Below are 26,576 nucleotides of genomic sequence, written 5' to 3' on the forward strand. Positions count from 1 at the left end.
ATCCACCACGTCAGGAGAAACACATGCGGATCAAGACCTTCATCGCCAGCGCCTTCGCAGCCTTTGTAGTCGTCGGCGCCATCGCCGGATGCAGCGATCAGAGCACATCTGCGACGACGACCTCGGCGGCCCCGATGTCCGCATCGGCCGAGACGTCGATGGCCCCCATGAGCTCGACAGCTGCAGCACACGGAGCGTTCGCGGGACTCAACGACAAAAAGGTGTCGGGCACAGCGACTCTCACGGCGGGAAAGGTGGAATTGTCAGGCTTCTCGTCCGACGAAGGTCCCGATCTGCATCTCTACCTGGCCAAGGGCACCTCGGAATCAGACGTCAGCAACGGAGTCGCACTCGGTAAAGTCGCCTACGACAAGGCTTCTCAGTCCTTCGAGGTGCCCACCGGCGTCGATGCTGCCGCCTACTCGGACGTGGTGGTGCACTGCGACAAGGCAAAAGCCGTATTCGGTGCCGCAGAGCTGATGAAGTGACGACAACGGATTCACGCGTCGCGCGCAGTGCGAGGGTGGCAACAGTTGTCTCCGCCACCCTCGCACGCGTGGCACTCGGCGCGCTCTGGCTGCACGAAGGGATCGTCAAGTATCACGCCGGTTTCGGGCGGGCCGACATTCTTCTCGTCGTGCAGAGTGCAGCAAGCAACGAGCGAGTACCCGGCTTCTACCGCGCGTTCACCCGCGACGTCGTCGGACATGTTCCGACTGCCTTCGGCGTTGGCGTCCCGCTGCTCGAAGTGGCACTGGGTATTGCGCTGGTCCTCGGACTCGCCACATTGCCTGTGGCGCTGCTGTCAGCGTTTCAGCTCTGCAACTACTGGTCGGCGGATCAGCTCGTCACCCAATACCCGATCATGCTCGCGCTCTCGGTGGCCGTCGCGGCGTTCGCGTCGACGGCGTCACGAGTAAACCTGCGCACCTCGCTGGCGGCCGTCCACCAGTTGAAAAGGTCGTCGCTAGCGATAGGTCACCACGAGCGGCGCGTGGTCTGACAATCGCTGCGCCGGCGATGGTTCTTTGTCCACTGTCACCGACACGGCGCGGCGAGCCAGACCTGGCGTGGCGAGCTGATGGTCGACGCGCCAGCCGACGTCCTTGGCGAACGACTCCCCCGCCCAGCTCCACCAGGTCAGCGGTCCGGGTCGATCACCATGGACACGCCGGACCACGTCGACGAGTCGACGCGAACCCAAAACCGAATCGAACCAGGCGCGGTCTTCGGGCAGGAAGCCGTCCATCGACCGGGCAGCGCGCCAGTTGGTCACGTCGTGTTCGGTATGGGCGATGTTCAGATCCCCGACGAGCAGAAACTCCCGACCGTCACGTTGGGCCGACAGGCGATTTCGGTTCAGCTCACGAGCGAATGCACTCAGGAATCGTTGCTTTCGGTCGTACTTCGCCCCACCGTCGGGGGCGTCGCGCATGGCTCCTGTTCGTTGACGATGCGCGGGCAGTCCGCCCTTCGGCAGGTAGAGGCACCCGACAGTGACCGGTCGGTCGGCGAGGTCGACTTCGATGTACCTTCCGTGCGTGGCGAATTCGTTGAGTCCGCGTGCTTTCGGCGGATCGGTCAGCCAGGTCCGCACTGCGGTCGGTGGTGTCTTGGTCAGAATTGCCACGCCGTTACGTCCGGCAATCGATCCGACGTCGAGCGCGATCGAGTAGCCGGGAAAACTGCCGACTTCCGTTGCCGGAGAGCGCAGTTCCTGAAGCGCCACGACGTCGGGGCTTCGTTCTGCCAACCACGCGTCGAATCCTCGACGTCGCGCTGCTCGAATCCCGTTGACGTTGAATGACACAACCGTGAAAGGGTCAGGCCGGTTGTGGGACGCGGCCCCGCCGTCGTTCATTGCGTGTGGGTGCCGACGTTGATCACGCGACCGTCGGATGCCCGGTAGAAGAATCGTGTGACGCCCCACGGTTCGTCGGTCAGCGGGTGCACGATCTCCACTCCCGCGGCATGCGCCTGGGCGAGCGCTTCTCGGACGTCGTCGACGAAGATCGAGACGTCGGGGTTGACCGGCGCGGACGCGTCGGAGGTCATGACGCTGAGCTGATGCCCGTCGTCGTCTCCCAGAGTGACGATCCATCCGTGATCCATGAGGACGCGCAGGCCGAGGATCGCAGAGTGCTCAGCAACGGCCTGGTGGAGATCCGAGACGGTGAGATTGGGAACCACTCGATCAACATGCATACTCCCACTCTCTCACCGACCGCCCGGCCCGACGGCCGGGGCCGGCGTCAGCGGCGGTCGTAGGTGAGCACCCGTACACCGCCGGGGAGATCTGTCTCGTCCACCGGGGTGAACAGGGTCGGCGCGAACGGCCCGTTGAACAACGGCACCCCACTGCCGATGATCGACGGGTTCACTTTGAGCACCAACCTGTCGATCTCGGGAAGCAACGCATGTGCCAGCGTTCCGCCGCCGACGAGCCAAATGTCGAGTCCCTCTTCGCGTTTGAGTTCGCGCACTGTCTCGGCGGGTTCGTCTCGCACGATCTCCACGGCTCCAGAGTTGCTCCCTGGAAGAGTCGTCGAGAACACCAGGTGACGAAGATGTGGGTACGCGTCGGGGATACCCGCGGCAAGACCGAGTTCGTACGATCCACGCCCCTCGACGACCGTGTCGAAAACTGTTCCCGCACCGTCGATTCCGAGCGCTGTGCGCACCGGGTCCGGTAGCGTCTCGGGATAGTTCTCGACGATGAACTGCACAACGTCGTCGGTGATCGGGAAGAAGTCGGCCCCGGAAGGGTCACCACCGTCGGGTCCAGCGATGAATCCGTCGAGCGTCGTTGCCACGTAGTAGACGAGTCTGCGCATCGGTTGATTCTCCCATAACGGACATGAGTCGACGATGTCTTCTCACGCGCGTGCGTCGCGGCGAGCGTGCGCTTCACTCACACGTTGACGTCGAAACCCAAGTCCACATCGCAGGCGGCCTGCCCGCCTCGAATACCCCAATTTGCCATCTCGATATCGCGAACGATGACCGTGATGTGGTCGGCCGGGATGCCGAGCACGCCCAGTCGTCGTGAAACCTCTCGGTAGAGAGCACGTTTGGCGTCGACGCTCCGGCCGGCAAAGCAGTCGACGACAACGAGGGTGTACGCCTCCGGAGACGACAGGGTCGGCGGTACCGCGAAGCGATGAGGCTCGTGCACAACAAGTCTCACGTGTTTGTCTTCGACGGGGATCGCGAACGCTGCGACCAAGGAGTCGTGAACCGCGTCCAGAATCGCCGCCTCGGTCTCTGGGGCGTACGTCCGACGAACTTCGACCTGGGTGCTTGGCATCAAGAAACGATACCGCCTGCACACCACGGCCGGACTCGGCGAGCATGTCGCAACGACGTGAGTGCGACGATATAGCAATGACCGCATCACTCGTCGCCAAGGACATCGCCGGCGGCTACGCCCATCGTGTGCTGTTCGATCATCTCGATCTGACGGTCGCGCCGGGCGACGTTGTCGGAGTTGTTCGCGCCAACGGCGCGGGCAAATCGACGTTGCTGGCGGTCCTGTCGGGCAGCCTCGCTCCGCTCGAGGGCACTGTCACGCGCGCGCCGGCCGACGCCTTCGTCGGGTGGCTGCCACAGGAGCACGAGCGCGTGCCGGGTGAGACGGTCGCCCAGTACGTTGCTCGACGAACGGGCTGCGCTGCGGCCAGCGAGGCCATGGAGCTAGCAGCGGCAGCACTGGCCGACGAGGCGCCGGCGTCGGGCGCAGAGGATGATCCGGCCGATGTGTATTCGGCGGCGCTCGACCACTGGCTGGCCACCGGTGCCGCCGATCTCGACGAGCGACTGCCGGCCGTACTCGCCGACGTCGGCCTACGAACCGGCAACACTCCTCCCGAAGACGCGCTCATGACCGGACTGTCGGGAGGCCAGGCCGCTCGCGTGGGGTTGGCCGCGCTGCTGTGTTCACGTTTCGACGTCGTGCTCCTCGACGAACCCACGAACGACCTCGATCTCGATGGCCTCGCGCGACTCGAAGAAGTCGTCAGCGGCATGCGCGGTGGCGTAGTGCTGGTGAGTCACGACCGAGAGTTCATGGCGCGCTGCGTGACTCGCGTTATCGAACTCGACCTCGCCCAACACACCAACACGGTCTACAACGGCGGCTACGAGAGCTTTCTGGAGGAGCGCGAGGTCGCGCGGCGCCATCGCCGCGAAGAGTACGAGGAGTTCGCCGAGAAGAAGGCCGACCTCGTGGCGCGGGCGCGCACTCAACGAGAGTGGTCGAGTCAGGGTGTGCGCAATGCGATGCGCAAGGCTCCCGACAACGACAAGATTCGACGCCGCGCGGCCAGCGAGTCCAGCGAGAAGCAGGCACAGAAGGTGCGGCAGATGGAGAGTCGGATCGCTCGACTCGACGAAGTCGCCGAGCCTCGCAAGGAGTGGGTGCTGGAATTCACCATCGGATCGGCGCCGCGATCGAGCTCGGTGGTCGCCACCGTCGCCAACGCCGTCGTGCGACAGGGAGCCTTCACCCTCGGGCCGGTTTCGCTCCAGGTCAACGCCGGCGAGCGGATCGGCATCACCGGACCCAACGGAGCCGGAAAATCGACGCTCCTACGCCTCCTGACTGGGACCGTAACGCCGGACGAGGGCACAGCAAGTCTCGGCGCAAGTGTGGCGATCGGCCAAATCGACCAGGCGCGTGGACAATTCACCGGTCCACAACCGCTCGCCGACCGGTTCGAGGAACTCGTCCCCGACTACTCGACCGAACAAGTGCGAACACTACTGGCCAAGTTCGGCCTCCGCGCCGACCACGTCGACCGCGCCGTCGGCGACCTGTCGCCCGGCGAGCGCACCCGCGCGGCATTGGCACTGCTTCAGGCGCGCGGAGTCAACGTACTCGTGCTCGACGAACCGACCAACCATCTCGACTTGCCCGCGATCGAACAGCTCGAAGCGGCACTCGAGTCGTTCGACGGCGCGCTGCTCCTGGTCACCCACGACCGTCGGATGCTCGAGAAGGTGCGCATCGACACCCGATGGCACGTCGACGGCGGGCACGTGACCGTCGAGTGATCCAGGCGGCGACCGCGATAGTTGTTGCGCCGGATTGGCGGCAGATTTCCCGGCAATCTACCCAAATGGGAACAATGCGACGTCCGGTGGTGCTGAATGGTGGACATCACGGTGAAGGGTGGACGCAGAATGCTCGCATCGCTCAAGGCATGGTTACAGCGCGGTAGTGACGGCACGGAAGAGGTGCGCCGATGACGAGCAGCGACCCCGACTGGCCGGCCATCGTCGACCGCGCTGCCTGGGACGACGCCAGGAGTGTTCTGCTGCAGCAGGAGAAGGCGCTCACCCGCATGAAGGACGCGGTCAGCGCGGCACGACGCCGCATGCCGATGGTCGAAGTGCGCTCGGACTATGCCTTCGAGGGCGCGAATGGGCGCGTGACACTGCTTGACCTGTTCGACGGACGGCCTCAACTCATCGTGCAGCACTTCATGTTTGGCCCTGACTGGGAGGAAGGCTGTGACGGCTGTTCGATGATGGCCGACCATATTGGTCCGCTCTCCCACCTCCACGCTCGACGGACGTCGTTCGTTTTGACCTCCCGTGCACCACTGGATCGGCTGAGTGCCTTCAGGGATCGCATGGGCTGGCAGCTGCCGTGGTACTCGACCGTCGGCGACGCATTCAACACCGACTTCGGTGCGACCGTCGACGGCGAGGAGCGCCAGGCGATCAGCGTCTTCCTTCGTCGGGGCGACCGTGTATTTCACACGTGGTCGACGTTTAGTCGAGGCGAAGAGCCATTCATGCTCGTGTTCGATCTTCTCGACCTCACACCGTTCGGTCGTCAAGAGGACTGGGAGAACTCGCCACCCGGCGTCCCGCAGGAACCGACGTACTCGTGGATGCGCCTCAGCGACCGGTACGAGAACGACTAGCGCTCCTGCCGACGGCAGGACCTCCCAGCCCGCCGCGCCCTGGCGGTGCCGCTTGCGGTTGCCCACACGCGCGGAATCCGCGCTTCTGGGCAACCGGAACTCGACTGGCCATTGGCCCCGGCGGCGGCTCAGGTCAGAACGCGATACCGAAGGCGAACTACACCGTTTCCGAAACGGTGCTCGTCGAGCAGTTCGAGCTCGGCTCGAACGCCACGCGACAGAGCTGGCTTACCGCCGCCGACAACAATGGGGAGGACGAAGAGTTCGCACTCGTCGACCAGCCCTGCATTGAACGCCGCCGAGGCTACCTGTGCGCCGCCGATGGTGAGATTGCTGGTGGCCGCTGCCTTCATTTCGCGTATCGCTGCGGCATCGAACTGGCGCTCGATTCGCGTGTCACCGGTTGCCACGTCGGTCAAGGTGGACGAGTACACGACTTTGCTCGCCGCCTTCCATACTTTTACGAACTCGGCCATGAGGTCCGATTGTTCTGCAAAGGCGGGATCGGTCTCCCAAACGGACATCGCTTCGTAGAGGCGCCGGCCGTAGAGGAAGGTGCCCGCGGAGCGAAGAAGGTCGGTGTGCGCCGCAAAAACTTCATCGTCGACGGGGAACCAATCGAACTTGCCACTTTCGTCTTCCACGTACCCGTCAAGCGACATGTTGTTGGCGTAGATCAGCTTGGCCATTTCACTGTTCTCCTATCTCGGATGATGGGGTCTGGCCGCGAGTAGCTCGGCGTCCAGTTTGGTCAATGCCTCGCTCCAGCCTCGCCGAGCATTGCCCCGTTGCTCTGGAGGGAGCCATTGGCGGATCGTGAGCCGAGTCCGTCCATCGTTCTCGTCGGAAAACTCGTACCGAATCCTGGTCTGGAATGGCTCAATCCCTCCCGGAAGCTGACCACCGACATGCATCAGACCGTCGATGAGTTCGCCCTCCACCACGTCGGTCAAATCGACGCGCACCCGGACGCGGATGTGTGGATCGGCGGCGGATACCTCCGTCCATTGCTGATAACCGCCTGATCGGATATCGAACTCGATCTCGCTTGCGGGCAAAGTGTTGCCGGCCGGGCCCCACCAGGCCGCGAAATGCATCGGATCCGTGAAAACTCGAAAGGCAAGATCCCGAGGGGCCGCGAGCACATGGGTGATGTCGATCTGCGGGGTTTCGGTATGCATCAGAGTTCCTCCTCGCCAGAGGTGTCAGTGGCTTCCTGGCACGAGGGGCGCGTGGGAGCCGCCTCCTGGATGGCTGCAAGATGAGCATCGAGCCGGGTAAGAGACGAGTCCCAGAACTCTTTGTATCGAGCGATCCAATCGGCAGCTTCGCGAAGCGGCTCGGCTTCTAGGTGGCTAGCTCGCAACTTGCCTGAACGTGTACGCGAGATGAGTGCGGCTTGCTCAAGCACCTTCAGGTGTCGGGAAACAGCAGGCATGGACATGGGCAGCGGTGCAGTCAGTTCAGTGACTGTGGCGTCGCGCTTCGCCAACTCAGCGAGAATCGCACGCCGAGTCGGGTCTGCCAGCGCCGAGAACACGACGCTGAGTTGATCCGTCCCAGCCATATCCACCTCCGGTCATTTAACGACTTTGTTAAGTATCCAATACTGGAGCGAGTTCGTCCAGCGCAGGTCGGAAACTGACCTCAAATGCAGGCTGGGTACGCGCACTGACCGGACCATCAGCTCTTGCAGCAGCGGAGTAGGACTGACGAGTGCGGGGCTCGACCTGACCGGTCACCCAGAGGGGTCCACGTCTGAATACAAAAAAACCCAGGCGAGAGACTCTCTCACCTGGGTTTTACGTCGGGCTGACAGGATTTGAACCTGCGACCACTTGACCCCCAGTCAAGTGCGCTACCAAACTGCGCCACAGCCCGTTGCCCTCTCGCGAGGGCCTCGACAACATTAGCCGACGGCGGCCGTTGGAGGCTAATCGCCTGGTCACGGCCGCGCCGACGGTTCTGCTAAGAGACCGTGGAGCGCTTCCGGTACCAGATCCAGCCACCGGTCACGATGAGTGCGCCGACCAACGATCCGATGATCCCGCTCGGACGCAACGACAGTCCGTCACCCGAGAGCAGGCTGATCAACAGTCCGCCGACAAAGGAGCCGACCATGCCCGCGACGATGGCCAAGGTCCAGTCGATGTTCCACATGTTCTTGCCACCGATGATCAGCTGCGCGAGGGCGCCGATAACCATCCCGAATACGATGATCGCCAAGATAAGCACGCATGGGAGTATGTCACGACTTCGGGCGGGACTCGCCGTCTGGGGCGGTCAACGCTTCCGGCGGTCCCGCTTGTCGCGCACGCGCACGTTGATCCGGACCGGCGAGCCGTCGAAGTTGAATTCCTCGCGGAGGCGACGCTCCAGGAAACGGCGGTAGCCCGCCTCCAGGAATCCGGTCGTGAATAGCACGAACGTCGGCGGTCGCACCGATGCCTGGGTCGCGAACATCACGCGCGGCTGCCGTCCTCCGCGCAGCGGAGGCGGATTCGACGCGATGACGTCTTTGAGCCAGTTGTTGAGCTGGCCGGTGGAGATGCGCTTGTCCCACGACTCCAGCGCACCTTCGAGAGCAGGCACCAGCTTTTGGACCGCGCGTCCGGTCATCGCCGAGATGTTCACACGCCGTGCCCACGGCACGCGCGCGAGCTCGCGGTCGATCTCCTTGTCGAGCTGGTAGCGACGATCCTCGTCGACCAGATCCCACTTGTTGAACGCGATCACCAAGGCACGTCCGGTCTCGATGATCAGCGACAGCACACGTAGATCCTGCTCGGTGATCGGTTCCGAAGCGTCGATCAGCAGGATCGCGACCTCGGCGGCCTCAAGCGCCGACCTCGTGCGCAGCGACGCGTAGTACTCGTGCCCGCTGGCGGTGTGCACCTTGCGGCGCAAGCCCGCGGTGTCGACGAACAGCCACGGCCGTCCGTCGAGTTCGACAAGCTCGTCGACGGGGTCGACGGTGGTGCCCGCGACATTGTCGACGACCGAACGGTCGGAACCCGCGAGCTTGTTGAGCAGCGAGCTCTTCCCGACGTTGGGCTTACCGACGAGCGCCACGCGACGGGGACCGCCGAACGCAGGCGCAGCATCCCGCGGGGTCTCGGGCATCTTCTCCAGGATCACGTCGAGGAGATCACCCGCTCCCCTGCCGTGCGCAGCGGAAACCGTATGTGGTTCACCGAGTCCCAGCGACCAGAGTGATGCAGCCTCGGCCTCGAGCTTCTCGCTGTCGACCTTGTTGGCGACGAGGATGACCGGCGTCTTGGACCGTCGAAGCACGCGCGCAACGGCCTCGTCTGTCGCGGTGGCGCCGACCGTGGCGTCGACGACGACCACGATGACGTCGGCGGTTTCCATCGCCGATTCGGCCTGTTTCGCGACGGCCTGTTGCAGGCCCTTGGCGTCGGGTTCCCAACCGCCCGTATCGACGACGGTGAATCGGTGTCCCGACCACGACGCCGAATACGACACACGGTCGCGGGTGACGCCGGGGATGTCTTCGACGACGGCCTCACGGCGGCCGAGGATGCGGTTGACCAACGTCGATTTGCCCACGTTGGGACGGCCGACGATCGCGACGACGGGGAGGCGCTCGGGTTCGCCACCTTCCTCGCCGAGGTCGAATTCGCTGAGTTTCCAATCGGTTTCGTCCGACCAGATCCCGTCGCCTGGTTGGGCGGTTACGTCGGTAGTGATGAAGTCATCGTGCTCGGTCACACGGCACCTCCGGTTCGTGTCTGGACCAGTCCGGCGAGTTCGTCGAGAACCTGCTCGAGTGACAGGTCGCTGGTGTCGACGATGACCGCGTCGTCTGCTGGTCGCAGCGGCGATACGGTGCGCGTCGAGTCGAGATGATCACGGCGGTTCACACTGTCGAGAACCTGCTCGAAATCGCTGTCACGACCGGCGGCAAGGTTCTGCCGATGTCGTCGTAGTGCTCGCGCCTCGGGCGTCGCGGTGAGATAGATCTTGACCTGCGCGTCGGGAAAGACGACGGTCCCGATGTCTCGGCCCTCGACGACGACGAAATCGTCGACGGCGTGAAGCCGTTGCAGCGCAACCATCTTCGACCGCACGGCGGGTACCGCAGAGACCGCGGAGACCGCGTTGGTCACCTCGTCGGTGCGAATCGGCGCCGACACGTCCTCACCGTCGAGGAACACCCGGGATCCACCCGATCCGTCTGCACGCAGTTCGATCCGCGCGTCTGCGACGACCGTGGCGATCGCGTCGGGAGCATCAGGCGAGACACCTGCCCGCTGCACGGCGAGCGTCGCGGCACGGTACATGGCCCCGGTGTCGAGGTAGTGCGCACCGACCCGCTGCGCGAGAAGCTTTGAGACAGTGGACTTTCCAGTCCCCGCGGGTCCGTCGATCGCGATCACGCGCGATGACGTGACGGACTCGCTCACATCCCCACCGCCTTGTACAGCGCACCGACCTCGTCGCGACCGAGCACTCGCAGCGTTCCTGGACGCTGCTCGCCGAGCGCCACGTTGCCGATGTGGGTGCGCACCAACGAGGTCACCGGGAATCCGACGGATTCCATGAGTCGACGCACGATCCGATTTCGGCCCTCGTGCAGAGTGATTCGCACCAGCGACTGTCCCTCGTTGACGTCCATCACGGTGAATCCGTCGACAGACACCGGGCCGTCGTCGAGTTCGACGCCGTCGCGCAGCGCGCGCGAGAGTCCACGAGGAACCTCGCCCTTGACCGTCGCGAGGTAGGTCTTGGGGACCTCGTAGGACGGGTGCATCAGCCGATGGGCGAGCTCGCCGTCGTTGGTCAGCAGCAACAAACCCTCGGTCTCTGCGTCGAGTCGGCCGACGTGGAAGAGGCGCTGACCCGCCATGACGCGTTCGGCGACGATGTCGCCGACGCACGGGCGGCCTTGGTCGTCGGCCATCGTCGACTGCCAGCCCTTGGGCTTGTTCAGCGCGAGGTACTGCTTGGTCTCGTCGATGATGACGCGGGCACCGTCGACGCGAATGACCGCGGTGTCGGGGTCGATGCGCAGCCCCTGCTCGGTCACGACCTCGCCGTCGACCTCGACGCGACCGGCGGCGATCATCTCCTCCGCGCCGCGACGCGACGCGACGCCGGCCTGTGCGAGAATCTTCTGGAGTCGTACGCCGTCGTCGACATAGGTTGCGTGGCCACTCTCGTCGGAGCCGCCCTGGTGACGGGCTGGTCGCGCGTTGTTCAGCCTGATGCGCCCTGCCTCGACGTCGGGCGTCGAACGGCCTTTGCGGTGCCGCTTCTTGGTGCTGGGCTGCTGGCCCTTATGCGCATGTCCCTTACCGCCCGCGGGGATGCTGCGACCGCTCGCGGATTTGCCTGACGCGCCGCGTCCGGCCGACCCGCCTGCGGAGCGTTGCCCGCGCGGGTTGTCGTTGGAGGTGTTCTTTCGGTTGGTGCGACCCGCATTGTTCTTCCTGCGGTCGCCCGGTGTGCCGTCACGGCTAGCGGATGCCATATGTCATTCCTGGTCGTCGATTGTGGTTCCCGACGAGGCGTCGGGTGTGTCGTCTCCCTTTGAGTCTGAACGCCCACTACTCAGTTTGGCGAATCGCGGGTCAGACAGGAGCTCTTCGTCGAGGTCGTCAATGAGGTCGACGTCGGGCAGCAGCGGGGCCAAATCGGGTAGTTCACTCAACGACGCGAGCCCCAGACGCTCGAGGAACAGCTCGGTTGTCCCGTAGGTCGTGGCACCCGACGCGGTATCGGACCCGACCTCGTTGATGAGTCCTCGGGCGACGAGTGTGCGGACGACGCCGTCGACGTTCACACCTCGGATCGCGCTGACGCGCGCCCTGCTCACGGGCTGTCGATACGCGATGACGGCGAGCGTCTCCAAGGCTGCTCGGGTCAGTTTCGAACGCGCCCCGTCGAGGAGGAGACGCTCGACGTACGGCGCGTACTCGGCTCGTGTATAGAACCGCCAACCATCACCGGCGAATCGAAGGTCGATGCCGCTGCGCGCTTCGGTCAGGTCAGCCGCCATCTGGGTGAGCGTCGAATGCACGCGTGCGCGATTGTCGCCGACCGCCGAGGCGAGTTCGTCGGCGGTCACCGGCGTGTCGACGACGAGCAGCACGGCTTCGAGCGCCGCACGCAGACGGGCGTCGTCGAGAACTGGTTCGGAGTCTGCCTCGTCGACGACCACGTCGCCGACGTCGAGCGTCGTCTGCTCGGGCGCAACGCTCTCGGACGAGTCGGCGCCTGGATCGTCTGGACCCGCGTCGATGTCGGTCATTCGTAGTCCTCTGCTTTCTCCATGCGTAGTTCGTCGCGGTTGCGCTCGCCTGTCCACGACACCTGGAGTTCTTCGAGTGCCTCGGGCTGCTCGAAAGTGACCGCACGCTCACGGAAGAGTTCGAGCAGTCCGAGGAAGCTGCCGACAACCTCGAGTCCGTTCTCACAGTCGGCGACGAGCGCGCGGAAGGTGAGCCACTCGCCGGGCTTGGCAGCCAGCAGCGCGGCCATGCGTCGCGCCTGCCCGGGCACCGACACCTTGTGCATGTCGTGAAGGTGATCGAGGCCGACCGTCGGAATAGGTCGCGGGGTCAACGCCGCGACGGCGACCTCCGCGAACCCGTTCGCGTCGACGCCGAGTGTCACCTCGGGCAGCAGATCGGTGAACTGCTGCTCCAACGACACCGCGCGCGGATAGCGCTGCAGCGCCGCGGCTTCGAGTTCACCGAACAGCGCGGCCACCTGCTTGTACGCGCGGTACTGCAGGAGCCGCGCGAAGAGCAGGTCACGCGCTTCGAGCAGCGCGAGATCCTCCGGGTCGTCGACCTCTCCGGTCGGCAGCAGCCTCGCCGCCTTGAGATCGAGCAGGGTTGCCGCGATGACCAGGAACTCGGTGGTCTGCTCGAGTCCTAGCTCTGAACCCATCTCCCGCGTGTACGCGATGAACTCGTCGGTCACCGCATGCAGCGCGACCTCTGTGACGTCGAGACGGTGCTGGCTGATCAGGTTCAGCAGCAGATCGAACGGACCCTCGAAGTTGGCGAGCTTGACCCGAAAGCCCTGCTCCTCGGCCTCCGTCGCCCCTGCCTCGGGCGTTGCTGCCTCTGTGGTGCCTGCCTCTGGGGCCTCGACGTCGGTCGTGCCAACCTCCGAGTTGCCAACCTCAGCGGCGTCGGCATCGGCGGTGCCGGTCTCGGTCATGCCTGCTTGACGTTGCGCGCGATGACCTCGCGCGCCAACGCGCGATACGCCTTGGCGCCCGCGGACTTCGGCGCCCACGACGTGATCGGTTCGCCCGCGACGCTGGTCTCCGGGAAACGCACGGTGCGAGCGATGACGGTGTCGTACACGGCGTCGCCGAAGACCTCGACGACGCGAGCCATCACCTCACGGGAGTGCAGGGTTCTGGCGTCGAACATCGTGACGAGGATGCCGCCGAGGGTGAGACGGAAGTTGAGTCGGTCGCGCACCTTCTCGATCGTGTCGGTGAGCAGCGCCAGACCGCGCAGACTGAAGTACTCGCACTCCATCGGGATGATCACTGTGTCGGCGCAGGCAAGGGCGTTCACGGTGAGCAACCCGAGCGATGGCTGGCAATCGATCAGAACGACGTCGTAGCGGTCGAGAACGGGATGCAGCGCCCGGCCGAGGGCTTGTTCGCGTCCGACTTCGCTGACGAGTTGGATCTCGGCGGCAGACAGATCGATGTTCGACGGCAGAAGGTCGAGGTTCTCGACGCGCGTACGCATCAGCACATCCTCGATCGACGCGTGCGGCGGGACCAGCAGGTTGTAGACGGTCTCGTCGAGTTGGTGATGCGGCACGCCGAGACCCGCGGACAACGCACCCTGCGGATCGAGGTCGACAAGCAGTACGCGTCGCCCGTACTCGGCGAGCGCGGCACCCAGGTTGATCGTCGACGTCGTCTTGCCGACGCCGCCCTTCTGATTGCACACGGCGATGACGGTCGCCGGTCCGTGTCGGTCGAGGGGCGCAGGCGTCGGAACGTCGCGGTAGGGACGCCCGGTGGGGCCGATCTCGTCGTCGGGATGATCGCCCTCGTCGATGTCGATGCCGGACGTCACATGAAGGCGGTACTGATCGTCGGTATGACCTCCCGACCGCGGTGTACTCGGTGTGCTCACGTACCCGCCTTTCTCACTGATCACGTATCGACGCCGCTTGTCAGCCTAATGGTTCACTGCACTGAAGCCGTGGAGCATCGCCGCACGGCCCTTTCGACGATGCTCAGCGCGCTCTCGGATGGGCCGTGGCGTACACCTCACGCATCGTGTTGACGGTGACGAGGGTGTAGACCTGCGTCGTCGTCACCGAGGCGTGCCCGAGCAACTCCTGGACCACTCGCACATCGGCGCCGCCATCGAGGAGGTGCGTCGCGAATGAGTGCCGGAGGGTGTGCGGTGAGACGGCCGTACCGATTCCGGCCCGCTCGGCAGTGTCGGCGAGCACCTGCCACGCGCCCTGACGAGTGAGCCTGCCGCCACGCGCGTTGAGGAACAACGCGGGCGTCGAGCGTGTCACCAGAGCGGGCCTGCCACGCACCAGGTACGCCTCGATAGCGCCGACGGCGGGTCCGCCGACGGGCACGAGACGTTCCTTTCCGCCCTTGCCTCGCAGCAGGGCGGTGCGAGCATCGGTGTCGAGGTCGTCGACGTCGAGCGACGTCGCCTCGGTGATTCGTGCTCCGCAGCTGTAGAGCAGTTCGAGAAGCGCGCGGTCGCGCAGCGCGCGCGGATGGTCGCCCGCACCCGCTTCCTCCAGGATCGCGACGACGTCGTCGACGGGCAACGCCTTGGGGAGGCGTCGCGCCGGACGCGGTGGCCGCACCCCGTGCGCGACGTCGGCGGGCACGACACCTTCGGCAGCGGCGAACTTGTGAAAACCTCTGGTGGCCACCAGGGTTCGTGCCACCGAGCTGTCGGCGAGGGGTGTTGTCCCGGCTTCCTCGTCGCCGCGTCGCAGATCGACGAGGAACTCGCGCACGTCGTTCTCGGTGACCTCCGCGAGATCGACGATCCCCCGCCCGGTGAGATAGCGACGGTAGCGGTCGAGGTCACGGCCGTAGGACGCAAGCGTGTTGGGCGCCATGCCGCGTTCGACGGTGAGGTGGTCGAGGTACCTCGACACCACGTCGTCGACTCGCGTCCCGGTGGTGGTCACGTCGACGCCTTACCCGCCTTGCGATCGGCGAAGGCGTGGGGCTTATCGCGCCACGGCGAATCCGGCGTCCGTAACGGCGTCCCGGTGCGGTCCGCGGCGTCGAGCGCGAGAATCCCCGATGCCGCGGTCGCGTTCACGATCTCGCCCGACAGCACCATCGCCACGGCATCGTCGAGTGCGACCCACTCCAACGACATGTCGGCCTCTTCGTCCTCGCGTTCGGCCACGTGGTGCTGAGACAGTTCTTCGGCGAGGTAGACGCGCAGCGCTTCGTCGGTGAACCCAGGCGAGAGGTCGAGGTCGACCAGAACCTGCCAGCGTTGCGCCCGCAGGTCGGTTTCCTCCGCGAGTTCGCGCTGTGCGGCGGCGAGCGGCTGCTCCACACCGCCCTTGTCGAGCAGCCCCGCGGGAATCTCCAACAGCCTGCGGCCGACAGGATGCCGGTACTGACGCACCATCGCGATCCTGCCGTCCTCATCGCGCGCGACGACGGCAACGGCACCGAAATGCTCGACGACTTCGCGTTCGGCGACCCGACCGCCCGGCATCTCGACCTGATCGAGGCGAAGCGCGAGGATCGCTCCGTCGTAGACCACTTCGCTCGACTTCACCGCGAAGACGTGGGCGCCGGGTCCGGTGCTCTCGCTCAAGCGTCCTGTTCCTCGACCTCGACGGTGACGTCGTCCTCGACCGCAGCCGCGGGCGGTGGATCGTAGTCGCCCAGGTCCACCGGAAGCCGTTCTGCTGCTTTGTATTTCAACGAAGCGTCGATGAACGAACGGAACAGCGGATGGGGCCGCGTCGGCCGGCTCTTGAGTTCGGGGTGAGCCTGGGTGCCCACCAGGAACGGATGAATCGACGTGGGGTACTCGACGAACTCGACGAGGTGGCCATCTGGCGAGGTACCGGAGAACACGAGCCCCGACGCCGCGATCTTGTCGCGGTAGGAGTTGTTGACCTCGAAGCGGTGCCGATGCCGCTCGGACACCTCTGTCGAGCCGTACGACTCGGCGACGATGCTGTCGGGCTTGAGCGTCGCCGGGTAGGCACCGAGCCGCATCGTGCCGCCGAGATCGGCTTCTCCGGCAACGATCTCGGTCTGGTCGGCCATCGTCGAGATGACGGGGAACGGGGTGTCGGGATCGAATTCCGTCGAGCTCGCGTCCTCGAGGCCCACTGAACGCGCAGCCTCGATCACGATGCACTGCAGACCGAGGCACAGGCCGAGTAGGGGAATGCCTCGACGCCGCGCGTACCGGATCGCGCCGAGCTTGCCCTCGATCCCCCGGATGCCGAAGCCACCGGGGACCAACACGCCGTCGACGTCTCCGAGCGCTGCCTGCGCACCCGCTTCGGTGGCGCATTCGTCGGACGGAACCCACTTGATCTCGGTCTTGGCGCGCCACGCGAATCCGCCCGCGCGGATCGCCTCGGTCACCGACAGATACGCGTCGGGCAGGTCGACGTACTTGCCCACCAACGCGATTCGCACGGTCTCACGCGGCTCGTGCACGCGGTTGAGCAGTTCGCCCCACACAGTCCAGTCGACATCGCGGAACGGCAACCCGAGCTTGCGCACGACATAGGCGTCGAGTTGCTCGGAGTGCAGCACCTTCGGGATGTCGTAGATCGACGGGGCGTCGGGCGTGGAGATGACGCCGTCGATGTCGACGTCGCACATCAGCGCGATCTTCTTCTTGAGTCCCTCGGGGACGTCGCGATCGCACCGCAGGATCAGCGCGTCGGGCTGGATTCCGACGTTGCGCAGCGCGGCGACCGAGTGCTGGGTCGGTTTGGTCTTCAGCTCGCCCGACGGCGCGAGATAGGGCACCAGCGAGACGTGGATGAAGAAGACGTTGTCGCGGCCGACGTCGTGTCGGATCTGGCGAGCGGCTTCGATGAACGGGAGCGACTCGATGTCGCCGACGGTTCCACCGATCTCTGTGATGACCACGTCTGGTGGCTCACCGTCGTCACCGGGCGCACGCATCGCGAGCACCCGCGATTTCAGCTCGTCGGTGATGTGCGGGATGACCTGGACGGTCTCGCCAAGGTACTCGCCGCGTCGCTCCTTGGCGATGACTGTCGAATACACCTGTCCGGTGGTGACATTCGCCGACTGCGAGAGATTGCGGTCGAGGAAGCGCTCATAGTGTCCGACGTCGAGGTCGGTTTCGGCGCCATCCTCGGTGACGAAGACCTCACCGTGCTGGAACGGATTCATCGTGCCTGGATCGACGTTCAGATACGGATCCAGCTTCTGCATGGTCACGCGCAGACCGCGCGCTGTGAGTAGTTGGCCGAGGCTCGACGCCGTCAGACCTTTTCCGAGCGACGATGCGACGCCGCCCGTAACGAATATGTGCTTCGTGCCTTCATGCACGTGGCGAAGTGGTCGCAAAACCCGTCTCTCCCGTCGGCTGGATCAGGCCGGAAAACCTGTTGACCTACGGGACTCCAGGGTAACACCCATCGGCGGTTCTCCGCTCCGCCACACCGGAAGCGTGCTCGCGGGAGGTGTGATCCGCGTCCTGATCTCTCCGGCCGGCCGGGCTGGAGTCGTCCTCTTGGAAGTCCTCTCGGAAGTCCTCTCGGACAGCCCTGCCCGGGCCGCCATCAGTCAGGTCGACGGTCGGTCGGTGGCCCCGACCGTGATCGCCTTGGCACCCGCGCCGGTGCCGTAGGCGCCGGTCCGTCCGCCCTTCTCCTCCTGCAGGACCAGGATCGACGTGATGCGCCCGGTCTGCTGATCGACGTTGTCGACGGTCGAGACGGCGTTGCCCAGACCGGGGTCCGAGCGAACGACGGCAATCGGCGAGCCACCAGCGGTCGAACCCGTCCGACCGAGTAGCGCTCCCCCATCGCCGCGCCCCGAGAGTGCTGCGGAGAAGCGGGCGACGAGTTGTCCCTGCGCTCCGGAATCCTTGGGGTAGCCACCGCCTGTCACCACGACGGCGAGATCGGCAGGTGTCGAGCCCGCCCCGTCGTAGTCGATGAACCCGCCGTCGCGTAGTGCCTGCAGTCCGGTGCGCCTGTCGTCGGCCGACGCGGCACCCTTCCCACCTCGGTCGAGCGTCAGAGCGCCGAGCAGGTCGCCCGTGCGGCCACCGGAATCGACCAGTTCGGCGCGCAGCGTCGACCCCGGAGGAATCGTCTGGTCGATGATCGTCGAGAGTTGCTCGGATTTCTGATCAGCGACGAACTGCGGCGTCAACGCGATCTGACCCGACACCTTGGCGCCCGCGCCGGCGATCGCGTCCTTGACGGCAGCGACGTCGGCGTCGACCGCGCCCGGCGCGGTCACCACCAAGACCGACTGCCCGCGCAGCGTTCCGTCGATCACCCGTCCGGTGATCGCGGTGTCAAAACTGTTGGCGCTGTTGAGCTGATCGTTGAGTTGATCACGCTCGTCCTGCAACGCCCCGATGCGATCGCGACTGGTGCCGGTCAACGAGTTCATTCTGTCGCCGACGAAACCGGAGCCGATGAACAGGCCCACCGCCAGTGCCAAAAACACCGCGGCGAGCGAGATCGCATGCTGCCGAACCGAAATCATTGCCTACCTGTTCCAGACCCCGCGGGCCCACTCGACGAGCTGATGCCACTGTGCGACAACCCAATCGGTCACTTCGCCGCCCGCGCTCGACAACATCACCGCGGCGATCACCGCGATCAGCGCAGCGAGCACCACGAAGGCCACGGCGGCTCCCGACACGCGGCTCCGGTACAGCGTCGCAACGGCTTTCGCGTCGACCAGCTTGGGTCCGACCTTCATCCGGGTGAGGAAGGTCGACGGATTGCTCTCGCGCCGCGAGCGATCGAAGAAGTCGTCGAGGGTGCCGCCATAGCCAACGGTGACGATGAGGTCGGCACCGTGGTAGTCGGCGAGCAGCAGAGCGAGATCCGACGCCGCGCCGGCAGCGGGGAACGTGGTCGCCCCGATTCCGAGGTCCTGGATTCGCTCGAGCCCCGAGGCATGGCCGTCGGTGTCTGCCGGAAGCACCAGTTGCGCACCGCATTTCAGCGTCGCAATCTTCATCTCCTCCGGATCGCCGACGATCAGCGAGGGCTTGTACCCGGCCTTCGTCAGCGTGTCCGCGCCGGCACCGACACCGATGATCACCGGTGAGTACTCCTTGATGAACGGCTTGAGCGCGCGCAGATCGGCGGCACGGTCGGGACCGTCGCCCACGATCACGACGTGCTTGCCGACCAGCGAGGCGTCGATGTCGGGCACGCCGACGCCGTCGATCAGCAGTGGGGACTCGCTCCGAATGAACTCGATCGTGTTGCCGGAGAAGGCTTCCAGGTGATCGACGAGCCCCGTCTTGGCCTCGATCATCATGTCGGCGATCTCGTGCTCGTCGAGCGTGGTGCCGCGCGCGAGGCGTCGCTCACCGACGAACACCTTGCCGTCGTCGACCCGGAGTTTCGCGCCGTCCTTGACTCGCTTGAACACCTCGGGTCCGACCTCGTCGACGAGGACGATCCCGGAGCCGACGAGCACCTCCGGTCCGAGGTTGGGGTAGCGCCCGCTGATGGAGCGGGACGCATTGACCACGGCGACGACATTGGCCTCGACCAGTGCGTCGGCGGTGACGCGGTCGAGGTCGACCTCGTCGAGGATGGCGATGTCGCCCGGTCCGACTCGGTCGAGGAGGCGGCGGGTGTTCTTGTCGATCCTGGCGATACCGGACACGCCAGGCAGTTCTTCGGAGTTACGTGCGAGCAGTGCGGGCATCTTCATGCACCACATGATTGACCGTGCGCCGCACTGCCTCGGGGAGGCGCGCCGCAACATGGGCAACTTTTGTCACACGAGTATCAGCTGTTTCAGCGCTTCTTGCGGGTGCCCTTCGCTTTCGTCGCTGCGCTCGTCGCCTCGTCTGCCGACGATCCGACCGCGTGCGCCTTCTCGCTGTCGGCGGTGGCCAGCAGCTCTTCCGCGTGTGCTCGGCCAGTGTCGGATTCGCCGAGGCCTGCGAGCATCCGCGCCAATTCGGCGATGCGCGCGTCACGGTCGAGTGGCCGCAGCGTGCTGGTCTGCGCACGATCGCCGGATTTCGAGGTCTTCCCGATCACCAGGTGGTTGTCGGCGAAGGCCGCGACCTGTGGGAGATGGGTGACGACGATGACCTGGTGTGCCCGTGCGAGTCCCGCGAGCCTGCGCCCGATCTCCACCGCTGCCCGTCCACCGACACCGGCGTCGACCTCGTCGAAGACCATGACCGATCCCGACGTCGGCTCTGCCAGAACCACTTCGAGCGCCAGCATCAGTCGTGAGAGTTCGCCGCCGGACGCCGATTTCGCGATCGGCAACGGATCGGCTCCGGTGTGCGCGACGAGCGCGAACTCGACACGGTCGGCGCCATCGGCACCCGCGTGCGCGGCCGCACCGTCGACCGTGATCGTCAGCCGATCGTCGGGCGCCGCGGTGTCGGGGATGACGTTCACCGACAGTGCGGCGTCGCCCATGGCAAGGCCAGCCAGTTCGGCCGACACCTTGCTCGACATGGATGTGGCCGCCTTACGACGGATGGTTCGCAGCGTCGACGCCGCAGACTCGACGTCGGTGCGTGCCGATGCGGCCGCCACCTCGAGTTCGTCGATCGAGCCCTGCGGGTCGTCGATCTCGGAGAGTCGACGTTCCGCCGTCTCGCGCCACGCGATGACGCCGTCGATGTCGGGTGCGTATTTGCGCACCAAAGCCTTCAGTTCACCCTGGCGGGCGAGCAGCTTCTCGAGTTCGTCTGCGTCGCTGGGTAATCCGGACAGAAACGACGACAACTCGTCGCCGATATCCGTGACGACGGTCAGTGCCTCCGACACGCGACCAGCCAGTGTCCGTAGTTGCGCGTCGGCAGCGGACTCGAGCAACGAGCGAACCTGCCCGAGACCGTCGACGAGTGAGCTGTTGTCGCCCGCGACGACGTCGTGCGATCCCGCAGCCGCCGAACGGATCGACTCGAGATCGGAAAGTCTGCGGATTGTGTCGGCGAGCGCGTCGTCTTCTCCCGGCTGCGGGTCGACAGCGGCGATCTCGTCGATGCCGAAGCGCAGTCGGTCGGCCTCCTGCGCGAGTTCACGATGGTTGGCGCGCCGCGCGTCGAGTTCGTCGAGAACCGCGACCCAGCTCTCGCGCGCCGAGCGATACCGCTTCAGCGCCGCGGTCGCCTTGTCCCCGGCGAAACTGTCGAGGGCGTCACGCTGATGGTCGGGACGAAGCAGGCGCAGTTGGTCGTTCTGGCCGTGAATCGTCAGCAGCGCACCCGTGAACCTGCCCATCACACCGACCGGCACCGACCGCCCGCCGAGGTGCGCGCGCGAACGACCATCGGATCCGACGGTGCGGACCGCGATGACCGAGCCGTCGTCATCGAGTTCTGCACCTGCGGATTCGACGATGTCGGCGACGGCGGCACGAGTGGCGGCGTCGGCGGACTCAGCGAGTCGGAACCGCCCTTCGACGGTGGCCTTCTGGCTTCCCGAACGCACTCGCCCGGCGTCGGCACGTGCGCCCGAGAGTAGGCGCAGACTGGTGACGATCATCGTCTTGCCTGCACCGGTCTCGCCCGTCAGAACGGTGAAACCGGGACTGAATTGTGCGGAGGCCTGATCGATGACGCCGAGGCCGGAGATCGACAGCTCTTCGAGCACTAGTTCCCCTCACCCTGCCGACCGCGCCAACCGGTCACCGGCAGGTCGAATTTCGTCACGAGCCGATCGGCAAACGGATCGGAATCGATGCGTACCCACAGCACCGATCGGTCGCTTCGGACCACTTCGACGCGTCCACCTGCTGGGACGAAGATCTGACGTCGACCGTCGCACAGGGCGATCGCCGATCGTCCGTGCTTGTCGATCTCCACCGCGATCCGCGACCGAGGGCTGGTCACCATCGGTCGGGCGAAGAGCGCATGCGCATTGCTCGGAACGATCAGGATCGCTTCGAGGTCGGGCCACATCACGGGCCCGCCGGCGGAGAAGGCGTAGGCAGTCGATCCTGTGGGAGTCGACACGAGTACGCCGTCGGCTCCGAACGCGGACACCGGCCGACCGTCTACTTCAGTCACCAACTCGAGGACGCCGTTATTGGTTCGGTTGAGGATGGCGACCTCGTTGAGTGCCCAGCTACGGCGCACCTCGTCCGGTTTGGTCGGATGGCTGATCGAGATGTCGAGGGTCATGCGCGGTTCGACGCGGTAATCACGCGAGATGAGCTGTGCCATCACGTCGTCGATGCGATTGGCCTCGGCTTCGGCGAGAAACCCGATGTGTCCGAGGTTGATTCCGAGCACCGGAACACCCGCCGGATAGGCGAGTTCTGCTGCGCGCAGGAATGTTCCGTCGCCCCCGAGCACGATCACCACCTCGCACCCCACGGCCGATTCCGGGTCGCCCATCGCGACGGTGACGTCTGCACCGAGTTCGCGGAGTCCGTCGATGTCGAGCGGATGGCTCGGTGGCCGCTTGGGACCATGATCGCGGTTGGCGGGACCGTCGTCATCGCTCGCGTCGTCGTGACCTACCCGATCGTCTCGTCCATGAAGGTCGACGTCGTCCTGCGTCGCGGGATTGTCGGCAGTGAGGTCGTGGTCGATGATGCGTAGGCCGACGCCCGCGGCTGCGCAGTGGCGTGCGATCGATTCGACCGTACGGGTCACCACGGCACGTCCGGTGTGCGCCACCACCATGAACTCGCGCTGACCGGACACGGCGACCACTGATTCGTCGATCACCTTGTTCCTTTCACCATTCCCGATCTGCGGGCACACTCAGCGAGGTCCCCCGTCGACGGCACGGTGGATCATCCCCCGCAACTGCGCATCATCCGCAATGTCGGCGACATCGTGTGCGCCGCCACCAGTCTCCCCGAGAGTATCGCTCGAGGGAACGTCGGCCCGTGCGTGGTGGTCAGTGGGACGGTATGTCAGCCACAAGAAGTATTCGACGTTGCCCGACGGCCCTGGCAGCGGGCTCGCCACGACGTCTCTGGTGATCAGTCCGAGCTTCGCCGCGTCACGTGCGACGTGGTACACCGCCTCGGCGCGCAACTCGGGGTCGCGCACAACGCCACCTGAGCCCACCCGGTCCTTGCCGACCTCGAACTGCGGCTTGACCATGGGCAAGAGGTCGGCGCCAGGTCGGACACTCGCGGCGAAAGCCGGTAGGACCAGCGACAGCGAGATGAACGAGAGGTCGGCGACAACGATGTCGACGGGGCCACCGATGTCGTCGGCGTTCAGGTGACGAACGTTGGTACGGTCGTGCACGTCGACACGGTCGTCGGACTGGAGCCGCCAGACGAGCTGCCCGTAGCCGACATCCACCGCTACAACCTCGGCCGCCCCACGTCGAAGCAGGACGTCGGTGAACCCTCCGGTCGACGCCCCCGCGTCGAGACAACGCTTGCCGGCGATACTCAAACCCTGCGGCTCGAATCGTTCGAGTGCACCGAGTAGTTTGTGCGCACCGCGCGACGCCCAGTCGTCGCGGGGACCGTCGTCGGAGACGAGGATGGGGGTATCGCGAGACACATTGGTCGCGGGTTTCGCGGCGAGCACCCCATTCACGGTCACCTGCCCGGCCTCGATCAGCTCACGAGCCTGCTCTCGCGAGCGCGCCAGCTTCCGGCGGACGAGCTCGGCGTCGAGCCTTGCGCGCGTAGCCACTCAGTGGGCCCTGAACAGGTTGATGATCCTCGACAGGTTGGCTGTCATCGGGGATCGACCTCGGCCAACGCTGCGGTGAGTACGTCATGAGCCTTCTCCAGCAATTCGCTCTGCCGCGCGAGCGCCGCGAGATCGAAGGTGCCGCCTGCCTGCTCACGAATGTGGTCGACCTCGTCGAGCAACGACTGGACCGACTCCGCGACGGGTATCTGTGGCTCGGTCGCAACGTCGGAGGGTGCGGCCACCTGCGGCCCTGGCCGCAGGTGTGCACCGGGAACGGGGCGCGGTTGCTGGTTGTTCATGACACGACCACGCTAGCGCAGGTCACCGACACCGAGCTTGTCGATCTGCGCTCGAACATTCGGATCGTCGCTCGTGATCGTGACATCTGATGGATCCACCGATTCGGCGTCGACGTCGCGGCCGTCGATCAGTGCCCACGCGGTGTTCGCGAGTGCAGGCAGAAGCGCGGCGTGCGCGGGCTGCTTCCCGGTGGCAGTCACCGTGATGGTCGAACCGGACACCGTGACGCTCCAGTCCGGCTGCTCTCCGATGCGGACCGACGCCTCGTCGTCGAGCAGGCCGGTCAGATCGTCGATCACGTGTGAGGGTCGCTGCTCGGGTGGTGCAAGCAGCAGATCCTTCGGAGTGCTGACACCTGTCAGGACGAGCGCGCTGTCGAGGCCCACCGAATGCGCTCCCTGGATGTCGGTGTCGAGGCGATCGCCGACGACCAGCGAATTGGTGACTCCGCTGCGCTTCATCGCATCCGCCATCAGCGGTGCAGCAGGCTTACCCGCGACGAGAGGTTCGGCACCGGTCGCGTTGGCGACGGCGGCGACCAGTGACCCGTTTCCGACAAGCAGTCCACGCTCGGAGGGCAGCGTCGCGTCCGTATTGGTGGCAATCCACAGCGCACCCGCGCGGATCGCGAGAGCGGCCTCCGACAGCGTCGACCAGTTCGTATCCGGCGAGAATCCCTGGATCACGGCGGCTGGACGGTCGTCGGCGCTCCTGGCGACGCCGACTCCGACCTCGCGCACCTCCTGCGCCAGTCCGTCCGTACCGAGCACGAGCGCACGCGAGCCTGGCTCGACGTGTTCGGAGAGCAGACGAGCCGCGGTCTGGGCGCTTGTCACAACCTGATCGTCGGTCGCCGAGAAACCCATCGAATTCAGATGTGCTGCAACTTCATTCGGACGTCGGCTCGCGTTGTTGGTGACGAAGATCTGGGGAAGGTCGAGAGCGTCTAGGGTTTCTCGCGCTCCGTGAGTCGGCTCCTTGCCTGCGAACACGGTGCCGTCGAGATCGAGGAGCAACGCCTCGTAGTGATCGGCCAGCGACCCTTCCGGCGGAGCCTGCGGCTTCGGCGAGGATACGTTCGACGCTGCTGGTGTCGACGTCGTGGCGATGTCAGCCTGTTCAGTGGAAGCCGTGCTCGGCGTAGAAGGCTCGGCAGCTGGTGCCGAACGCTCCGCCACCGGCGTCGACGGTTCAGGAGCTTGCGTCGACGGTTCAGGAGCTTGCGTCGACGGTTCAGGAGCTTGCACAGGAGTTGTAGGCGTCGAAGCCGTGCTCGAGGGAGCCGATTCCTGATCGGATGGTTCTGTAGCCGACGTGGTTGCGGCTTCCGCAGCCGCGCTGGAGGTCTCCGACCGGGCAGCATCATCTACTGCGTCATCGACCTGCTCGTTCACCGACGCGGCGTCTGCACCACCAGCGGCCGCAACCACGGTGTCGTCGGTGTCGTCGGTCGCTTCGGTCTCTTCGGGGGCACCGACGACGTCGACGACATCTCCCCCATCGGAAGGCTCGCCTTCCGATGGGGTGTCGGGACTCATGTCCTCCGAGAGCTCCATCAGGCGGAACTCCGCATCGGTGGCATCGTCGACGTCTGCGGCGGCGGCGTTCATGTACCAGGTCACCGCATCATCGCGACGGTCAGCGGCCAACAGTGCGGATGCATAGGCGTAGAACAGCCGTGCGGCCATCGTGCCCGTCCGACCTGGTGCGAGATCTTCCGCCTGAAGCGTCACGAGTGCTTTCGCGGGTTCGCCGGCATCGATGCGAGCGCCTGCCTCGACGATGTGCATTTCTGTCGCCTCGTCGCCGGTGAGCGAGCGCCCCTCTTCACTACGAGCGATTTCGATGGCACGTTCTGGGCGGCCGAGTCCGCGCTCCGCGTCGGCGATCAACGGCAGCAACGATGTACCGCCGTTGATTCTGCGTGCGGCACGCAACTCGGTCAGAGCTTCTTGCCACTCACCTGCGTTGTACGCCGCTATTCCTGCGGTTTCACGGACCAATCCGACCCTGGAGGCGCGTTCCCGCGCTGCACGTGCGTGAGCAAGCGCCAACTCCGGATCGGAATCGAGCAGTTGAGCGACCATCACCAGGTGACGCGCCACCCGATCTGCGTTCGCCTTGTCCAGCGTCAGCAGATCCCGACGGACTTCTTGGTCGAGATCCGACGCCACGACGTCGTCGGGCAACGGCGGACCCGCCGGCCGACCCTCCGAGCCCCGCCGGTCCGAACCACGTCGATCCGACGCGCGTCCTCGCCCGTCAGGCCCTCGTCCGCGACTGTCCGCCCCACGCCCGCGGCCTCGTCTGTCTTGTCCCCGATCGCGATCGTTCATGACTCTCAATCTATGCCCTGCGGGGTCCTGGTGCGGAATCCGCAGCGACCCGGAGCTCCCGCGTGAGTGAACTGTAAATGCTTCTGAATGCAGTAATGCCCCGCACCTTGAGGGGTGCGGGGCATTACTGGAATGTTGTGCTCGGCGGTGTCCTACTCTCC

28 protein-coding genes and 1 tRNA gene are annotated in these 26,576 nt (G+C 65.5%); 4 read left to right on the forward strand and 25 right to left on the reverse strand.

Features of this window, described 5'->3' with window-relative positions; genetic code table 11:
- Nucleotides 1-23 precede the first annotated feature (23 nt).
- Both A5766_RS15110 and A5766_RS15115 read left to right on the forward strand, forming a co-directional pair.
- The gene (locus tag A5766_RS15110) at nucleotides 24-488 is read left to right on the forward strand and encodes a DM13 domain-containing protein (RefSeq protein ID WP_005206938.1); all 465 of its coding nucleotides are present in this window, start codon (nucleotides 24-26) and stop codon (nucleotides 486-488) included.
- A 35-nt stretch (nucleotides 489-523) separates the two neighbouring features.
- Complete coding sequence (locus A5766_RS15115; protein ID WP_156527465.1) at nucleotides 524-1,003, forward strand: DoxX family membrane protein; 480 nt, start codon at nucleotides 524-526, stop codon at nucleotides 1,001-1,003.
- Here the strand turns inward: A5766_RS15115 and A5766_RS15120 are convergent.
- The 4 genes from A5766_RS15120 to A5766_RS15135 form a co-directional block, all read right to left on the reverse strand.
- Nucleotides 968-1,861, reverse strand: coding sequence for an exodeoxyribonuclease III (locus A5766_RS15120; protein ID WP_064863335.1), 894 nt, complete (start codon nucleotides 1,859-1,861; stop codon nucleotides 968-970). The genes A5766_RS15115 and A5766_RS15120 overlap by 36 nt on opposite strands.
- Nucleotides 1,858-2,205 carry a VOC family protein gene (locus A5766_RS15125; RefSeq protein ID WP_039856015.1) on the reverse strand — a complete coding sequence of 116 codons (348 nt, stop codon included), beginning with the start codon at nucleotides 2,203-2,205 and terminating at the stop codon, nucleotides 1,858-1,860. Before A5766_RS15125 ends, A5766_RS15120 begins: the two co-directional genes overlap by 4 nt.
- Before the next feature lie 47 nt (nucleotides 2,206-2,252).
- Nucleotides 2,253-2,834, reverse strand: a complete 582-nt coding sequence (locus A5766_RS15130) for a dihydrofolate reductase family protein (RefSeq protein WP_005206944.1) — start codon at nucleotides 2,832-2,834, stop codon at nucleotides 2,253-2,255.
- 77 nt (nucleotides 2,835-2,911) lie between these two features.
- The gene (locus A5766_RS15135; RefSeq protein WP_005206945.1) at nucleotides 2,912-3,307 is read right to left on the reverse strand and encodes a tautomerase family protein; all 396 of its coding nucleotides are present in this window, start codon (nucleotides 3,305-3,307) and stop codon (nucleotides 2,912-2,914) included.
- Nucleotides 3,308-3,384: 77 nt separating this feature from the next.
- Here A5766_RS15135 and A5766_RS15140 point away from each other — a divergent pair, with 77 nt between their 5' ends.
- Both A5766_RS15140 and A5766_RS15145 read left to right on the forward strand, forming a co-directional pair.
- The gene (locus tag A5766_RS15140) at nucleotides 3,385-5,052 is read left to right on the forward strand and encodes an ABC-F family ATP-binding cassette domain-containing protein (protein WP_064905213.1); all 1,668 of its coding nucleotides are present in this window, start codon (nucleotides 3,385-3,387) and stop codon (nucleotides 5,050-5,052) included.
- Nucleotides 5,053-5,243: 191 nt separating this feature from the next.
- Nucleotides 5,244-5,930 (forward strand): DUF899 domain-containing protein, encoded by a 687-nt coding sequence (locus tag A5766_RS15145; RefSeq protein WP_064905214.1) that lies wholly within the window; start codon nucleotides 5,244-5,246, stop codon nucleotides 5,928-5,930.
- A 128-nt stretch (nucleotides 5,931-6,058) separates the two neighbouring features.
- Here A5766_RS15145 and A5766_RS15150 read toward each other — a convergent pair whose 3' ends face one another.
- The 21 genes from A5766_RS15150 to A5766_RS15250 form a co-directional block, all read right to left on the reverse strand.
- The gene (locus A5766_RS15150) at nucleotides 6,059-6,619 is read right to left on the reverse strand and encodes a dihydrofolate reductase family protein (RefSeq protein ID WP_064905216.1); all 561 of its coding nucleotides are present in this window, start codon (nucleotides 6,617-6,619) and stop codon (nucleotides 6,059-6,061) included.
- Nucleotides 6,620-6,631: 12 nt separating this feature from the next.
- Nucleotides 6,632-7,111, reverse strand: coding sequence for an SRPBCC family protein (locus A5766_RS15155; RefSeq protein ID WP_064905218.1), 480 nt, complete (start codon nucleotides 7,109-7,111; stop codon nucleotides 6,632-6,634).
- The gene (locus A5766_RS15160; RefSeq protein WP_005206954.1) at nucleotides 7,111-7,497 is read right to left on the reverse strand and encodes an ArsR/SmtB family transcription factor; all 387 of its coding nucleotides are present in this window, start codon (nucleotides 7,495-7,497) and stop codon (nucleotides 7,111-7,113) included. The genes A5766_RS15155 and A5766_RS15160 overlap by 1 nt, the downstream gene beginning before the upstream one ends.
- A gap of 240 nt (nucleotides 7,498-7,737) precedes the next feature.
- Nucleotides 7,738-7,811: transfer RNA gene (locus A5766_RS15165), tRNA-Pro, on the reverse strand.
- A gap of 87 nt (nucleotides 7,812-7,898) precedes the next feature.
- Nucleotides 7,899-8,165 carry a GlsB/YeaQ/YmgE family stress response membrane protein gene (locus A5766_RS15170; protein WP_005206956.1) on the reverse strand — a complete coding sequence of 89 codons (267 nt, stop codon included), beginning with the start codon at nucleotides 8,163-8,165 and terminating at the stop codon, nucleotides 7,899-7,901.
- Between the two features lie 48 nt (nucleotides 8,166-8,213).
- Nucleotides 8,214-9,662, reverse strand: a complete 1,449-nt coding sequence (gene der, locus A5766_RS15175) for a ribosome biogenesis GTPase Der (RefSeq protein WP_064905220.1) — start codon at nucleotides 9,660-9,662, stop codon at nucleotides 8,214-8,216.
- The gene (cmk, locus tag A5766_RS15180) at nucleotides 9,659-10,357 is read right to left on the reverse strand and encodes a (d)CMP kinase (protein WP_005206959.1); all 699 of its coding nucleotides are present in this window, start codon (nucleotides 10,355-10,357) and stop codon (nucleotides 9,659-9,661) included. The genes der and cmk overlap by 4 nt, the downstream gene beginning before the upstream one ends.
- Entirely contained in the window at nucleotides 10,354-11,424 is a 1,071-nt protein-coding gene (locus A5766_RS15185) for a pseudouridine synthase (protein ID WP_005206960.1), read from the reverse strand. The genes cmk and A5766_RS15185 overlap by 4 nt, the downstream gene beginning before the upstream one ends.
- Nucleotides 11,425-11,427: 3 nt before the next feature.
- A complete protein-coding gene (gene scpB, locus A5766_RS15190) occupies nucleotides 11,428-12,204 on the reverse strand; it encodes an SMC-Scp complex subunit ScpB (protein WP_156527466.1) in 777 nt (258 codons plus the stop codon).
- Complete coding sequence (locus A5766_RS15195) at nucleotides 12,201-13,124, reverse strand: segregation and condensation protein A (RefSeq protein ID WP_064905222.1); 924 nt, start codon at nucleotides 13,122-13,124, stop codon at nucleotides 12,201-12,203. The genes scpB and A5766_RS15195 overlap by 4 nt, the downstream gene beginning before the upstream one ends.
- Nucleotides 13,121-14,068 (reverse strand): ParA family protein, encoded by a 948-nt coding sequence (locus A5766_RS15200; protein ID WP_039856066.1) that lies wholly within the window; start codon nucleotides 14,066-14,068, stop codon nucleotides 13,121-13,123. Before A5766_RS15200 ends, A5766_RS15195 begins: the two co-directional genes overlap by 4 nt.
- A gap of 103 nt (nucleotides 14,069-14,171) precedes the next feature.
- Nucleotides 14,172-15,104 (reverse strand): site-specific tyrosine recombinase XerD, encoded by a 933-nt coding sequence (gene xerD, locus A5766_RS15205; RefSeq protein ID WP_005206967.1) that lies wholly within the window; start codon nucleotides 15,102-15,104, stop codon nucleotides 14,172-14,174.
- The gene (locus tag A5766_RS15210) at nucleotides 15,101-15,754 is read right to left on the reverse strand and encodes an NUDIX domain-containing protein (protein ID WP_005206968.1); all 654 of its coding nucleotides are present in this window, start codon (nucleotides 15,752-15,754) and stop codon (nucleotides 15,101-15,103) included. Before A5766_RS15210 ends, xerD begins: the two co-directional genes overlap by 4 nt.
- Nucleotides 15,751-17,505, reverse strand: coding sequence for a CTP synthase (locus tag A5766_RS15215; RefSeq protein WP_005206969.1), 1,755 nt, complete (start codon nucleotides 17,503-17,505; stop codon nucleotides 15,751-15,753). The genes A5766_RS15210 and A5766_RS15215 overlap by 4 nt, the downstream gene beginning before the upstream one ends.
- A 219-nt stretch (nucleotides 17,506-17,724) precedes the next feature.
- Complete coding sequence (locus A5766_RS15220) at nucleotides 17,725-18,660, reverse strand: copper transporter (protein ID WP_005206970.1); 936 nt, start codon at nucleotides 18,658-18,660, stop codon at nucleotides 17,725-17,727.
- A 3-nt stretch (nucleotides 18,661-18,663) separates the two neighbouring features.
- Nucleotides 18,664-19,845: a putative cytokinetic ring protein SteA gene (steA, locus tag A5766_RS15225; RefSeq protein ID WP_197501469.1), complete on the reverse strand. Its 1,182-nt coding sequence runs from the start codon at nucleotides 19,843-19,845 to the stop codon at nucleotides 18,664-18,666.
- 92 nt (nucleotides 19,846-19,937) lie between these two features.
- Nucleotides 19,938-21,761 (reverse strand): DNA repair protein RecN, encoded by a 1,824-nt coding sequence (recN, locus tag A5766_RS15230; protein ID WP_064863780.1) that lies wholly within the window; start codon nucleotides 21,759-21,761, stop codon nucleotides 19,938-19,940.
- Complete coding sequence (locus tag A5766_RS15235) at nucleotides 21,761-22,843, reverse strand: NAD kinase (RefSeq protein ID WP_064863787.1); 1,083 nt, start codon at nucleotides 22,841-22,843, stop codon at nucleotides 21,761-21,763. The genes recN and A5766_RS15235 overlap by 1 nt, the downstream gene beginning before the upstream one ends.
- A gap of 36 nt (nucleotides 22,844-22,879) precedes the next feature.
- Nucleotides 22,880-23,776: a TlyA family RNA methyltransferase gene (locus tag A5766_RS15240; RefSeq protein WP_064863781.1), complete on the reverse strand. Its 897-nt coding sequence runs from the start codon at nucleotides 23,774-23,776 to the stop codon at nucleotides 22,880-22,882.
- Between the two features lie 44 nt (nucleotides 23,777-23,820).
- The gene (locus A5766_RS15245) at nucleotides 23,821-24,078 is read right to left on the reverse strand and encodes a hypothetical protein (protein ID WP_064863782.1); all 258 of its coding nucleotides are present in this window, start codon (nucleotides 24,076-24,078) and stop codon (nucleotides 23,821-23,823) included.
- A 12-nt stretch (nucleotides 24,079-24,090) separates the two neighbouring features.
- Nucleotides 24,091-26,415: an HAD-IIA family hydrolase gene (locus A5766_RS15250; RefSeq protein WP_064863783.1), complete on the reverse strand. Its 2,325-nt coding sequence runs from the start codon at nucleotides 26,413-26,415 to the stop codon at nucleotides 24,091-24,093.
- Nucleotides 26,416-26,576: the final 161 nt, after the last annotated feature.

Source organism: Gordonia sp. 852002-51296_SCH5728562-b (assembly GCF_001665475.1).
GTDB lineage: Bacteria > Actinomycetota > Actinomycetes > Mycobacteriales > Mycobacteriaceae > Gordonia > Gordonia sputi.

Coding starts and splice junctions, on each gene's coding strand:
- A5766_RS15155 (WP_064905218.1), bottom strand. CDS start 7,111: ATGCATACCGAAACCCCGCAGATCGACATCACCCATGTGCTCGCGGCC.
- A5766_RS15145 (WP_064905214.1), top strand. CDS start 5,244: ATGACGAGCAGCGACCCCGACTGGCCGGCCATCGTCGACCGCGCTGCC.
- A5766_RS15125 (WP_039856015.1), bottom strand. CDS start 2,205: ATGCATGTTGATCGAGTGGTTCCCAATCTCACCGTCTCGGATCTCCAC.
- A5766_RS15135 (WP_005206945.1), bottom strand. CDS start 3,307: ATGCCAAGCACCCAGGTCGAAGTTCGTCGGACGTACGCCCCAGAGACC.
- scpB (WP_156527466.1), bottom strand. CDS start 12,204: ATGACCGACATCGACGCGGGTCCAGACGATCCAGGCGCCGACTCGTCC.
- A5766_RS15150 (WP_064905216.1), bottom strand. CDS start 6,619: ATGGCCAAGCTGATCTACGCCAACAACATGTCGCTTGACGGGTACGTG.
- A5766_RS15110 (WP_005206938.1), top strand. CDS start 24: ATGCGGATCAAGACCTTCATCGCCAGCGCCTTCGCAGCCTTTGTAGTC.
- A5766_RS15185 (WP_005206960.1), bottom strand. CDS start 11,424: ATGGCATCCGCTAGCCGTGACGGCACACCGGGCGACCGCAGGAAGAAC.
- A5766_RS15120 (WP_064863335.1), bottom strand. CDS start 1,861: ATGAACGACGGCGGGGCCGCGTCCCACAACCGGCCTGACCCTTTCACG.
- A5766_RS15160 (WP_005206954.1), bottom strand. CDS start 7,497: ATGGCTGGGACGGATCAACTCAGCGTCGTGTTCTCGGCGCTGGCAGAC.
- steA (WP_197501469.1), bottom strand. CDS start 19,845: ATGCCCGCACTGCTCGCACGTAACTCCGAAGAACTGCCTGGCGTGTCC.
- A5766_RS15130 (WP_005206944.1), bottom strand. CDS start 2,834: ATGCGCAGACTCGTCTACTACGTGGCAACGACGCTCGACGGATTCATC.
- A5766_RS15220 (WP_005206970.1), bottom strand. CDS start 18,660: ATGATTTCGGTTCGGCAGCATGCGATCTCGCTCGCCGCGGTGTTTTTG.
- A5766_RS15195 (WP_064905222.1), bottom strand. CDS start 13,124: ATGACCGAGACCGGCACCGCCGATGCCGACGCCGCTGAGGTTGGCAAC.
- A5766_RS15245 (WP_064863782.1), bottom strand. CDS start 24,078: ATGAACAACCAGCAACCGCGCCCCGTTCCCGGTGCACACCTGCGGCCA.
- A5766_RS15250 (WP_064863783.1), bottom strand. CDS start 26,415: ATGAACGATCGCGATCGGGGACAAGACAGACGAGGCCGCGGGCGTGGG.
- A5766_RS15140 (WP_064905213.1), top strand. CDS start 3,385: ATGACCGCATCACTCGTCGCCAAGGACATCGCCGGCGGCTACGCCCAT.